The 13069-nt window shown below is 41.1% G+C and carries 10 protein-coding genes, 1 tRNA gene and 1 pseudogene; 6 read left to right on the plus strand and 6 right to left on the minus strand.

Going from position 1 to position 13069, the window contains the following annotated elements; genetic code table 11:
• Positions 1-7: 7 nt before the first annotated feature.
• Both ACDQ55_RS18675 and ACDQ55_RS18680 read right to left on the minus strand, forming a co-directional pair.
• Entirely contained in the window at positions 8-4330 is a 4323-nt protein-coding gene (locus ACDQ55_RS18675; RefSeq protein WP_420983018.1) for a DUF6443 domain-containing protein, read from the minus strand.
• 495 nt (positions 4331-4825) lie between these two features.
• Positions 4826-5266: a helix-turn-helix transcriptional regulator gene (locus tag ACDQ55_RS18680; RefSeq protein WP_420983019.1), complete on the minus strand. Its 441-nt coding sequence runs from the start codon at positions 5264-5266 to the stop codon at positions 4826-4828.
• 167 nt (positions 5267-5433) lie between these two features.
• On the opposite strand from ACDQ55_RS18680, the gene ACDQ55_RS18685 reads away from it, so the two are divergent.
• Positions 5434-5916, plus strand: a complete 483-nt coding sequence (locus tag ACDQ55_RS18685) for a hypothetical protein (RefSeq protein ID WP_420983020.1) — start codon at positions 5434-5436, stop codon at positions 5914-5916.
• 11 nt (positions 5917-5927) lie between these two features.
• Entirely contained in the window at positions 5928-6608 is a 681-nt protein-coding gene (locus tag ACDQ55_RS18690) for a hypothetical protein (RefSeq protein WP_420983021.1), read from the plus strand.
• Between the two features lie 50 nt (positions 6609-6658).
• On the opposite strand, the gene ACDQ55_RS18695 is transcribed toward ACDQ55_RS18690, so the two are convergent.
• On the minus strand, positions 6659-7387 hold the full coding sequence (locus ACDQ55_RS18695) for a hypothetical protein (protein ID WP_420983022.1): 729 nt from the start codon (positions 7385-7387) through the stop codon (positions 6659-6661).
• 386 nt (positions 7388-7773) lie between these two features.
• Here ACDQ55_RS18695 and ACDQ55_RS18700 point away from each other — a divergent pair, with 386 nt between their 5' ends.
• Both ACDQ55_RS18700 and ACDQ55_RS18705 read left to right on the plus strand, forming a co-directional pair.
• Positions 7774-8421 carry a recombinase family protein gene (locus ACDQ55_RS18700; protein WP_420983023.1) on the plus strand — a complete coding sequence of 216 codons (648 nt, stop codon included), beginning with the start codon at positions 7774-7776 and terminating at the stop codon, positions 8419-8421.
• A 12-nt stretch (positions 8422-8433) separates the two neighbouring features.
• Positions 8434-8550: pseudogene (locus ACDQ55_RS18705) on the plus strand (recombinase family protein); the annotation flags it as partial.
• Between the two features lie 733 nt (positions 8551-9283).
• Here ACDQ55_RS18705 and ACDQ55_RS18710 read toward each other — a convergent pair.
• Together ACDQ55_RS18710 and ACDQ55_RS18715 are read right to left on the minus strand one after the other, a co-directional pair.
• Positions 9284-9367, minus strand: a tRNA-Leu gene (locus tag ACDQ55_RS18710).
• Between the two features lie 93 nt (positions 9368-9460).
• Positions 9461-9874, minus strand: coding sequence for a carbohydrate-binding protein (locus ACDQ55_RS18715; RefSeq protein WP_420983024.1), 414 nt, complete (start codon positions 9872-9874; stop codon positions 9461-9463).
• Between the two features lie 650 nt (positions 9875-10524).
• On the opposite strand from ACDQ55_RS18715, the gene ACDQ55_RS18720 reads away from it, so the two are divergent.
• Positions 10525-11625 carry a redoxin domain-containing protein gene (locus ACDQ55_RS18720; RefSeq protein ID WP_420983025.1) on the plus strand — a complete coding sequence of 367 codons (1101 nt, stop codon included), beginning with the start codon at positions 10525-10527 and terminating at the stop codon, positions 11623-11625.
• Positions 11626-11683: 58 nt separating this feature from the next.
• Positions 11684-12436, plus strand: a complete 753-nt coding sequence (locus tag ACDQ55_RS18725) for an XRE family transcriptional regulator (protein WP_420983026.1) — start codon at positions 11684-11686, stop codon at positions 12434-12436.
• Between the two features lie 81 nt (positions 12437-12517).
• On the opposite strand, the gene ACDQ55_RS18730 is transcribed toward ACDQ55_RS18725, so the two are convergent.
• On the minus strand, positions 12518-13033 hold the full coding sequence (locus tag ACDQ55_RS18730; protein WP_420983027.1) for a hypothetical protein: 516 nt from the start codon (positions 13031-13033) through the stop codon (positions 12518-12520).
• Positions 13034-13069 lie beyond the last annotated feature (36 nt).

Genomic DNA, 13069 nt, shown 5'->3' on the forward strand with positions numbered 1-13069 from the left:
TTCTTGTTTAAAATGCTATGAAAGTACCATTGCTCGAATCCCATCGATAAACTGCCTTTTGAACTTTACTCGGATCAATAGTTCGTCCTTCAAAAGCGCCCGCGTTCTTCCCTGTAAAAACGCCTTTTTCTCCATCATTGAAGAACAACTTTTGTCCATTGGATAATGTACCCCCGTCTACCTTAGATTCAAATACACCTATTATCTTGTTGTCCTTAACTACAACGAAATCAGCTCTCATCGTAGCTCCATCCATTTTGATGGTTACTTGCTCCAGTATTTCAGCCCCTTTGAATTGAGTGGATAATACATCCTTTGTCAGTGTCTCGCCAATTGCTCCTTTCATAATTGGTGTCAATCCTTCCGCAAAAGCATTCGTTTTAGCTGCTCCAAAGGATATTTTCCCCAACGCGGAACTCAAAGCACCTATTCCTTCAGCTGCTTTAGCCCCTGCATATTCCCAGGCTGCCACTTCTACCGCCGACTTAACAATGTTGAAGGATGCTCCATTCTGAGTCTCCCAAAGTTGACGTTGATATTCTTTTTCCTGGGCTATTTCCTTTGCAATCACCTTACATTGCGGGCAGTCCATTGTCTCACGTATCGTTGGCTGCCGTGGGTCTGGTGGAGGCGCATTCTTGGCTTGTTCTGTCTGTGCGGCTGTATATAACCCGCGTTTATTCATTACGGCAGGGTCATAAGGCCCTGATATGCCCTTGGCTAAACTACCATCTCTGGTATACCACGGTTCTAAGCCATCAATGTCAGTCGCATTAGGAAATTCATTACCCGCAAACTGATAAGTAGAATAATAAGGAAACTTGTCCGCAAGTGGGTCTACAGCAAAAAAGCGCCCAAGTTGTTGATCATAGAAACGGTTTTTGTAATCGTACCACTCAATTCCTGATCCATCTGAAAACTCTTTATTCTGTAGTTCTTTACCGTGAAACTTTATCCTGTTTTCAGGATAATTTTTCCCTTTAAGTACATTTGAAGAGATTCCGGCCATCGTTAGGCCCGCGGGATAGTAATGTGTTTCCTCCAGTACTTTCCCTGTTGCCTGTGTTACAACAATATTGTCAAAGAACACATCCTGCGGACTTTCGTTACTAGTATAAATGTATAAGAAGCCACTTTTTTCGATGGGCATCTTGTCCTGGGCAAGAGTTTGTAACTGGTCAGGCTCTCCCTTTACTTGCTTTACACCACTGTTTGCGTCCACTAAGTTAAACTGATCATCGAAAAGCACAAAATTCAGATAGGCTTTAGGTTTGTCCTGCCTGTTCTGATTTGGGTCTTTTTCTTTTAGTTTTCTATAGTCGTTATTATAGAAATTAGTGTTGAACGGGGTTGGATTATTAGAAGCGCCTACATTATGATTTGATGAGCTAATGGTATTACCTCCAAACGCCTGTATCAGATCGGCCAACATGTTTTCGGTAGGCGATTCCGTAGATTGTTTGTCTGATGGACCAGTAGATTTATAAAATGCGTTTGTACCAATCTGGATGGTATCCCCTCTCATAACCCTGAGTACTATAGAAGGGCCAATTTTTCGACCTTCGTCTTTAACGTTAAGCCTTGCTACAGATTTGTTATCGTCGGAACTGCCGTCCGAAGGATAACCTACTGGTTTGGGAGTTCGGGTTGCATCTATGTTGCTGAACAATATATTCTCTTTGGCGGCTAACGGCGCTTCCATCGTCGCGGTATATACAGAAAGGTCGGATTGCTCTGTAAGTACTAAACGAACGTTGCCCAGGCGGTCTTTCACAAAATAGTCGTACACATATTGCGGTGCCTGCCCCGTTTTCAGGAACAATCTTACACGACCTTCATCATGCGCCATATATAACAACGTGTCATTCTGATATACAAATCCGCTGATATAATTGATAGAGGTAATTTTGGCGGGTGATTTTGTATAATCTGTGATTTCCTTTTTCAGTTTGTTGCCTACCGCGTCATATTGATAGCGAACGATGCCCTTACTGCCGAAATCTACTTGTGTAGGAAGATTTAAATGATTATAACTAATAGTAGATATTGATTTATTGAGATCCTTTGACAGGTTACCATTCGGGTCATAAGTATAGTCATTACCATTCTTATTACCATCTTTGAAGTCACCAAGGGGACTAGATACTGCACTGGTATCAAATACAGCAGACAGCTTATTGCTATTAGGCGAATAACTATATGCCAATTGGTCCATTGGTACAATATTGACCCCATCCATCCCTTTCTGCGACATTTTTGTTATGTTGCCATTGGCGTCGTAATTTATCCAGGGAACAGTAAAATCCATTTTGTCCTGTGTCCAGGGACTACCACTTGTGTTCTGTTGAGTGAAATATGCCTGGGTCAGGCGATTAACTTTGTCATAACTGTATCCGTAAGCTCTTGGCAGTGGGTCATTCCATCCTTTCCAGCGGGTACCTGCTAAATTGCCATTGTAATTTCTTCCAGTAAAGCCATAGTCATAGTTCAGTTCCTCACCAAAGTGTGAGAGAATACTCCCGCTATTAAGGTAATCCTTGTTCAAACTTTTAAGCCAACCACGAATATTATACTCGTAGGATAACTGTTCTATAGCTTGATTGTTAGTCTGTAAACCCAGGGCTTTTGTTTTTAACTGCCCTAATTCATCATATTCATTCGTGGCGATAGTTCTTTCAAGACTTACATTGTCGTTAAGTCTCTTCTTCAGGCTAATAACTCTCCCCGCTTGGTCATACTCTTTCATAGTAAGTACCATCGTTTGAGGACTGACGCCGCTACGGGGATTCGTATGCCGCTGATAAGTACTTAATACTTTTCCGCTGAAATCATACAATGTTGTGGTAATATCTTTGCCACCTGCAATGTTATCACTGACGACGTGTATTATTCTCCCTTTATCATTGTACCAGGTAGTAGTGGTCAACCATTGGTCAGTGTCTAAAACACGAACTTTCGTGCCGGTGACTAATCCCTTTGTCATGGAACTGGTACCTGTCACCGGTTCAGCATAAGGGTTATTACCTGCCTGTGGTTTAGCGAAATCCCCTGAAGTAGGATTTTGTACGCCGGGATAGCTATAATTGTCGTAAAAAGTATAAGTTAAGGGTGTGAGTGCAGCTGAAGGAATATTTGGTAGTGGGTTGGATACTGTCAAATTAATGAGGTCTCCTTTTAAATTTGGATCTATATAGACATCTCTTTGATTTCCGTTGCCACTATCAAAACCACTTTCCAATGTTACAGAATTAGTAGCTACATAAGTATTTCTGTCGTCAGTGGCAACGACCAAATCTGAAATACCTGGAGTTTGATAGGAGGTATTACCAGTTCCAGTGGAACTATTCAAACTCGTTTGTAAAGCGTCCCTGGTAGCAGATGAATTATATAAAGCAGTTTCAACAGGTCTGTTAAGTTCATCGTAAAAGGTTACCTGCCATTGATTACCCGTCTTCAAGTTACCGTCCCGTGAAAAGACCAACCTGTCACGCTGGTCATACACCATCTCAGCAAGGCTTGCACCTGGCACTTTTTTTTCGATCATGCGGTTACGCCCATCAAAACGATACTGAAAGCACAATTCATCTGCTACGACGTACAAACTCCAATTGCTGAAAATTTTTTCTACTGCCAAAGGAGGAATTACAAAACGTAAATTGCCTAAGTCATCATATACATAGTAAGTAGATAGCCACCCAATATGTGCTGTACCTGGCAGGTCAGATAGTTGCACTTTCTTTAGTACCAGGTGATTCTCCTTGTCTTTATATTCTATAGTCTGATTACCACTTTCATCAATCATTACATTTTTATGAAGTTGTCCAGCATCATAAATGCGAGTGCTAACTGGGACTGGATCAGATATATCCCATATTCTTACGGAATCACTTAAATTATTTACCAGATATTGATGTTTTACAGGGTGATTTCCACCTGTTTTAGACCAACTATTGCCAGCAGCATAAGTACTAAGAACACGATTCAATGGCGATGGTTCAAAGTCAACCTGACTGTAAAAAATGCTTTCGTCTTTAATACCGGGATTTAGACCGTTATCTTGATAAAATGCTTTCTGTACAGTGAATGGGTCTGTTTTAAATTTACCATCGCTGGTATTGCCTGTCTGTGGCACATAAGGTAGGTATTTATATGCTTCTCTACCAAAATCGTCATAAATATTTGTTGTTACCAAATCCTTTCCTGAAGTGCTTACTCCTTTGACTACAACTTGTAGAGGTCTACCCAGTCCATCAAAGTATTGTGTTGATTGTTTTACCTCATTTATCGTGCGAGCGGGGTCACTTGCAACGGCGGGATCACTAGTAGGCATGGATGGCTCCCAGGTGCGTATGTAGTTGATAGTAGGAGTAGAATATGGCACTGGAAGCCCTACGGGTGTAGCAACTGGTCGAGCGTTGTTTGCAGGGGTATTCTGTGCGCTAGCACGGGCTATACAAAACAGCATTAGTATTGCACTAACCAACTTCATGTAGGTATTAGGGGAAAAAGGATACATATGGATTATTTTTGGTCCAGGTTAAAAACCTTCTGATAAAAAGTAAGAAATATTTCAGTTAACAAATCTACAGGTAATAGGCAGTTTATTCGATCATCCACAGGGTTGCTACAGGGGTACCAGTACCTAAAGACAGTTACCAACAAACTAATACTTAAATAAACAAAATCCTATTGAAAGATAGCTATTTTTTCGTAAAAAAGTCACCGATGAGAAAGGGCATAAAACGTCTAATGGATAGTACCCACATTAAAGGCTGGCGGGCTGAATAGCCGGTCAGCCTGCATTTGAATATTCTTATCGGTAGTGTTACTTTCCACCTTTTTTCTCGTTCAGCAACTTCTCCAACATTTCTACCTTTTCCCGTTCCGTCTGCAATAGGCGCTCATATAGTTTTTTATTTTCATCCATCGCCTCCAGCCATTTGTCCATCGGGTTAATCGTGCATTTATAGTTAACTGTAGGACCGCCGTGTATTACAGAGCCTTCATAGTTATTCTGAATATTATGAATGGCTGTTTCCTCATCAAAATTCCTGATAGCCTCAGCGGGAACTTTTAGAGCTTTTGCCACTTGTTCGAGAATTTCAGGATCAACTGTTTCCTTGCTTTCCAGCAAGGAAATTTTCTTTTGATTCCAATCCTCACCTAGTTCAAACGCCAGAGCGTCTTGTTTAATTCCCAGCATTTCGCGGAATCTCTTAATATTATGGCCTTCATGTACTTTACTACGCATATCTGTATAAGTCATAAAACAAATATAATTAATTTTTTGACTACTTAAATATCCCTAAAGATAGGATTAAATATCGGCTAAAACATCTTCAATATCCCAGTAAATCATCTCCATATCAAATTGAATACTATTTTATTACAAAGGAACTTGTATCCATGTTTATAACCTTCAAAAGTCAAATTATGGAAGAAACAGATAAAATACATTTAAGCCCCCCGTTTAATGAAGATGAGTGGCTAAGGCTGGTTTTCCTACTTAGCGACACGCAAAACTGGCTGAATGAACTGGTTAACGCTGCTATGTTCAGCGTACCCATGAAGGACAGGAAAAAATTGTTCCGCAAGTCTTACTATATCACAGTAGGGGCGCTGGCTCATATAATGGAAAGGCATCATTATAAAATTCCCAGACACCCCAATGTCAGCAAATTCACTATTCCGGTAGTTGAAATCCTGGCCTTACTCCGGGATGCCAATACAGAGCCGGTTGAACAGGTTACCGGTGCTACTTACCTTAAAAGGATTATTGATACCGGAAAAACAATAGGCCACGACTTTAACCAGCTCCCTACTAGCGTTTTAACCGTTTTGACGGATGGCGGAGGGCGCATCCTTACAGCCTTTCCCGGTTTCATGAAGTCACAAACCAGTATTTCAAACTTATAAATCCGCCAGCTATGTATTTTACTACTCCCCGCGCATGGGATAACCTCCCTTTGCGCCTTACAACCGAGGAAATACGCGATCCTCATGAAGTAATACACGAGTATTACTCCGCACATGATATGCCACGGGCGAGGCAAATTTTAAACAAATGGCTATGTTCAACCAGTAAGGAAAAGCCGGGCAAGCAATCGGCATCCGGGCTGCAATTCTTTTATGAAAGAACGGAATCATTGATTGAAGCCGCCTTTTTGGTCGAACAATTGGACAATAGCGGAAGAAAGGCGATCATCATGCAAAACGAAGATGATGAAGAAATCGACCTGATGAACCCCCGTTTATTCTGCGCATGGATTAGACAGAGCAAGGGAGAAGGCGTAGCCTACCGTGAAATATGGGATAATTTCCCTAGAAGCCTTTCCTATAAAGAGTTTTTAAACCCCTATCTGGTTTTTGAAAAATTCTTTTTGTTCCTCACATTGGGGGAATGGCGGGAGTTACTCCGTGAATTGTTTTCTATGGGTTTATCCTGTAGAACCTTTTTTGATGAAACGCTGGACTTTGATATGTTAGGCATAAAGAAGCACCTTGAAAAACTAATTGAGGCGTGCCACCTGATTGATGTTCGCGAACGCCGGCAGGCGTTTTATGATAAAGTAATGAGTGAAGCAGACGAAAAGAAAGGTGAAGCATAAAGGACTATAGCGGGGAACAGGCGAATGAAGCGTTTGAAATTTCAAACGCTTCATTCGCCTGTCTGTATCGTTTCCTTCCTTAAGTGGTCAAGCCACTTATTCACCTGTTCCATTACCTCTTTTAAATCCATATTGGGATAATATTTCTGCACATAGTCTGCGAACTGGGATTTTGTTTTTTCATCCTCCCATTCCAGCACAGTAAGGCTTAACATTGGCCACTTCTTTGTTTGCTGCATAAAGCCGTATAGTGGAAGGTATGGCGGGGCATAGTAAAACGAATTTTCTACCAATTCATCATACAAAGGCTTATTAAAAGCCCTTTTCATATCCCGTACTACATCATAGACAATACGAAATCTACTACCTTGCTGTACCATGACAGCAAATGCCGGCATTCCCTTATCTTGAAAAAAGACGTACATATAATCAATAAAACCGTCTTCCGTTACGTCACATAGATCTTTGCTATAGTAGCCATATTCCTGTTTAAACAGGTCTAAAGAAAAGTCTGATAGGTTTTTGTCAATAATGAAATCAATTAACGAATTTTCTTTTTTAATAATATCTTCAATAGACGGACCACCTGTCAAACCCGCTACAGATAAAAAGTACCGGGGTTTAGAAAATAGTTCAAAATAGTAGCTCTTAAAAAAGATCGTCTTTCTGTCAAATGTTACCTGTATATACAGCGGATAGGTAAGTTTTCCATGAAAGGACACTTGTTTAAGCCGTTCATTGAAATATGTTTTATAGCTAACCTTGTAGGTTTTAGTCATTTTTATTCGATTTTATACTTACTTGTGTACAAATGCATAACAATCATTTCGCAATCATTGTTTTACAACACAAACAGTATCAAAACATACTATTTCTTACCAACATTAGTAAAGATCGATAAAATTTGATAAAATTTATAAAAAAGTTTAGGTAAAACATAAAATAACAAAACAAAATACTTATATTCGTTATGAAGAAGTATTTCCCTCCATAGGGTTTTGTGAAACTGATTAATGTGATGATGTAAAATGGAGACAATTACCCCCGAAAAAATAGTAGAAATACTAGGAAAACATGGTGCGCATGTAACAATAGAAGAAGCTAAGATTATTCTGGAATTTATGTATAAACTGGCTAATATAGCCATAAACACGTATTTAGGAAGATGAAGGCAGATTTATACATCCGCGTAAGCACTGATGAGCAGGCAGACAAAGGTTTTTCCCAAAGAGACCAAGAGGAAAGGTTACGCAAATATTGCCATAATAACCAAATATCTATTCGCAAGGTAATTTTTGAAGATCATTCTGCCAAGACATTTGATAGGCCGGAGTGGCGTAATATGCTCTTAGATCTGAAAAAGCGGAAAGACCAGATAGATGTTATCCTATTCACCAAATGGGATAGATTTAGCCGTAATGCTGGTGACACCTACCAAATGATTAACGTTCTGCGTAGGTTAGGAATAGAGCCACAGGCCATAGAACAACCGTTAGATATGGCCGTTCCGGAAAATAAAATAATGTTGGCAGTATATCTGGCGGCCCCCGAAGTGGAGAATGACCGGAGAGCATTAAATGTATTATATGGGATGCGTAGGGCTAAGAAAGAAGGTCGTTGGATGGGACCTGCGCCAGTAGGATATGCTAATAAGATAACGGAGGACATGCGGAAGTACATAGCCCCTGTAGAGCCATATGCCGGTATTATGAAATGGGTATTTAATATGATGGTAACCGGACAATATCAAGTAGAACAACTTTACAGAGAAGCCCGCTTAAAAGGTATTAGATGTTGTAAAACTAATTTCTAGAATCTCCTAAGAAACCCGGTTTACTGCGGGAAGATTTATCTATCTGCTTATAAGGACGAGCCAAGTACACATGTCCCCGGTTTGCACGAGCCCATTATATCAGAGGCATTATTTTACGAAGTACAGGACTTACTGGATGGCAAGAAAAAGAATTACCGTACTAAAGTGGGTTCACAGGAAATCATGCAACTGCGGGGCCACCTGCTTTGTCCTAAATGTGGTCATTTATTAACAGGTAGCGCTTCACGGGGCAGAAACGGAATTTATTATTACTATCATTGTAAATCATCATGCGGTGCACGTTTCAAAGCAGAAGCGGCAAATGATCTCTTTTCAAAAGAGCTACGCAAATTTGTTCCCCGCGCAGGCATGGCAGAATCATACAAAGTTGTAGTTAATTCAGCGTATAAAGCCCAAGCAAAAGGCCATCGTAGTGAAGCAAAGGAAATTACCGATCAATTAAATGAAGCTCAAAACGATATAGCAAAAGCGAGGAAACTGCTATTAAAAGAAGAAATTGATGCTACCGACTATAAGGCAATCAAAGCCGAGAGCGAAAAAAGAATTATCCTACTGGAGGCCAAATTAATGGAGGCTGCTAAGAATACAAATAATATAGAATCCTTGTTGGATAAAGCAGTAAAATCCCTTGTAACCCTTGACCAGCTTTATAAAGACGGAGATGTAAAGAAGAAGCGGCAAATCATTGGTTCGATTTTCCCTGAAAAACTCACTTTTGACGGAATCAATTATCGAACCGCACGGCTTAACGAAGCCGTTAAGCTAATATATATGCTGGACGTGGGTTTTACCGAAAATAAAAATGGACAAACCGAAGCAATTTTCGATTTGTCCACTTTTGTGCCCAGAACTGGATTCGAACCAGCACACCCTTGCAGGCGCTGCGACCTGAACACAGTGCGTCTACCAATTTCGCCATCTGGGCAACTGATATCGTGTCAGGGAGCGCAAAGATAAGCAGCTATTTTATTTTTCCAAAAAAACAGCAACTTTTTTCTGACTAACGTAAAAGACTATACTAATAATTGTAGATAAAGCCGAAAGAAGTAATACTAAATGGCATAGCGCCTCTGGCTACCAGGTATAAATCGTGTACACCTTCTGCATGCCGTAGGTTACCGGTTAATTTCAATGCGTAGGTGCTATCGCCAGTATAAGGTATATCAAGCGTACCAATAATTTTTCCTTTGGGTTTGTCGATCCGGAATTCCAAACGGGCATTACTTCTCTTATGCTCTGAGGCTACTTCCACCCGGAAGCCTATTTCTCCCAGACTCAGATTTACCTGTGCAAATGCCAGATAGCTACCTTCCTTCATCTGGAATTCGGTTTCGCGATTCCCTTTTTTTGCCGGTTGTGCTGGCGGCGGTGCTGTCTGTCCATAAACAGACAAAGGTACCAAAGCAAAAATCAGCCAGATCATCAGCCTCATAGGATAGGTTATCTTCTTCTCGTTTTTTATCGAAACCGCGATAAATTAAGGAATAAATCTGATAAAATTAAGGAATAATGTAATATTATGGCAAAATAATTCTATCAACTGATAAAAATCAGTCTTTCAATTGATGGCTGTCGGCCGTCCCGTCGCCATTCCAGGCTACTTTACCAAACGGTTAAGCTTTCATTTGCTTTACAAAGCTACACTCATGTCAAAACATTAAAAGATACGAGAACGATCGTTATACTAATACAAACCAATCCAACTAAAAAGGTATAATCCGCCACCTGTTCTAAGCGCTCGCTTCGTCTTGGCTGCCGGCTCTTTAGTGATAAAAAGGATAACAGGCAGCTGGCCATTAACAGAATGGCTGCCACACCGGTAAAATCGTCAATAATAGTCGTCTGATTAAACCGGGCTACCTTAATGGAGGTCAGTACAATTAAACAAAAACCCAACAGGTTCGTTGATGTATTAAGAATGTGTGGTGACTTACTCTGATGGCTCATAATATCTCGTTATTACGGCTTAACAAGTATTTTACAATATGAATTGAAGAAATTAAATAAATACTTTTAGCGGCAGATTACCATCTTATGAAAAAAATAACAATTCTGGCCCTATTAAGTTGGCCCTGCCTCATAATGGCACAACCCGCAAAATTTACGTTGAATGGAAAGTTAAACAAACAAAATGGCCCCGAAAAAGTTTACTTAAATAGAATGGAGAATGATAAACTGATAGTAGATTCTGTAGCTATCAACAACGGTGCCTTCTCCTTCGAAGGGATGGTAGATGGCCCGGTCCGCACCATGTTGATACTTGATCACAAAGGCGGCGGCATAAATTATATGCAGTTACCTCCTGATACAGATATAAAGATATTTTACCTGGAAAAAGGTACTATTAACCTGGAAGCAGAAGATAATATCAGTAACGCCAACGTCATTTCTCCCCTCAATAAACAACAAAAAGATTTTAAAAACTTCTTTAAATCTGTCGATAAACCACTGGCACAGATAAACAAAGCTTATCAACAAGCCTCCAGCGCTCAAAAAGCAGATAAAAACTTTCAGCAACAGATGGCCCAACGGTACAAAGTCGCCATCGAAGCAAAAAAACTCCTCCAACAAAAATATGTTGCCGAAAACCCCGACTCTTACTTCAGCCTGGAAATATTAGAAGAACTCGCAGGCGTTCAGATAAACCCCGACGTAATAGGCCCCTTGTTTAAAAAACTGTCTGAAAGAGTACAAAATACGCCTGAAGGCAAATCTTTCGCAGCAGAAATTGCGCAATCCCAAAACCTGATAATCGGCTCCGTTGCTCCCAACTTTGAAGTACCTGATATCAACGGCAACAAAGTGAAACTATCCGATTTTAAAGGGAAAACCGTATTGCTCGACTTCTGGGGCTCGTGGCTTGAGCCCTGCAGACAGCAACACCAATATGTCCGGGAAGCCTACAATAAATTCAAGGATAAAAATTTTACCGTTATCAGCATTGCACTCGACCCTCCCGCAGACCGGTCATATATGCTGAAAGCCATTCAGGAAGACAGCCTCGTATGGACCAACCTCTCCGATCCCAATACCGATAAAAATGAGGCGGCTAAAGTCTATATTATTAAAACCCTTCCACAAAATTACCTGATAGATTCTTCTGGCACTATCTTTAATAAAAACCTGCAAGGCGCCTCCCTGATGCAACAACTCAACAGCCTTTTACTACCCCAGAATAATTAAAAAGCCCTACATTTGCTCCTGTCAATTATAAATATAATATATTATAAATATATAAAGCATGAGCAAACAGCCTCTTTTCTGGGCCGCAAACCTTAAATTATTACGGACACGAAAGAAGATCTCACAACAACATCTGGCTGATTTACTGGGACTGAACAAATACAAGATCACGGCGCAGGAAAGTGGTAAAACCCGCAATCCAAGAATGGAAGACCTGGTGCTGATTGCCGGCTATTTTATGATCGACATCGATATAATGATCAAAACAGATCTTTCCCGTATCCCGGAAGCACTGTTACTGGAGCTGGAAGCCGGGAAAAAGATAGACCTTGCCGGAAAACATTTACGGATACTGCCGATCACCGTTGACGACAACAACGAAGAAAATATGGAATACGTGCCGGCACGCGCTAAAGCGGGCTACCGCAACGGTTTCAGCGATCCGGACTTCATTGCTGCACTGCCACGGTTTACCCTACCCGAATTGCCACGGGGCAAAACCATTCGCATGTTCCCGATCAGCGGTGATTCGATGGCACCCATTCCCGATGGCAGCCATATCATTGCACAATACCTGGAAGACTGGTCTATGCTTAAAAACAATATGCCCTGCATCCTGGTGTTAAGAGGCGGCGAAGAAGATATTGTGTTCAAAATAGTAGGCAATCATATCCGGCAAAACGGTACACTTACGCTCCATTCACTGAATCCAAACTATGCAACCACTACTGTGGCCATTGAAGAGGTGCTGGAAATATGGACTTTTATCAGCTACATGAGTAAACAAGTCCCGGAACCACTGGCCTCATAGCGCATTAATAAAATGCGCTCCGGAATGTTTTCCGGAACGCATCCACTGATTTCAGGCTGTAATGACGTCAATAAACATGAACTACTTATAGCTTTCCCGGAACGCTTGTAACGCTTGTTCCATTTTTACTTTCAGGCGCTCGCCCGCAGGACCTTCGCCCGGCTTTGCAATGTGCATCAGCGAAAGCATATTGTTTTCTACCAGCTCACGGCTGCCCTTCTCACTTTCAGCTACCTTCACTACGTTACCTTCAAACTCCAGCCCAATGTATTCGTCATAAAAAACACCCTTGATAGCACTCACCGGAGCGATGAGGCGATACAATGTAAAACTGGTTTCTACCGGATAGCGAAACGTCACCGATAACATCCCATCTTCACTTACCCGGAAAGAAGATTCAATCCTGGCGCCGGCTTCTGTTAGGTAAGATAACTGTGGCGGATATACGCTAGCGGCATCGTTAAGCACTTTAGCAAACTGTATGGCCGCTTTGGCCCTGCTGCCAGGATTAATAGCTGATTGCGGTCCCTGTTGGGCCATCGTTGTAAAAAAGGAAAAGGTCAGCAGTAGGCTGACAAGGAAGTAGCGTTTTTCCATAGGTATAGTTTTCGGATAGATATTTTACTGCTGCAA

The sequence above is a fragment of the Chitinophaga sp. 30R24 genome (genome assembly GCF_049056765.1).
GTDB lineage: Bacteria > Bacteroidota > Bacteroidia > Chitinophagales > Chitinophagaceae > Chitinophaga.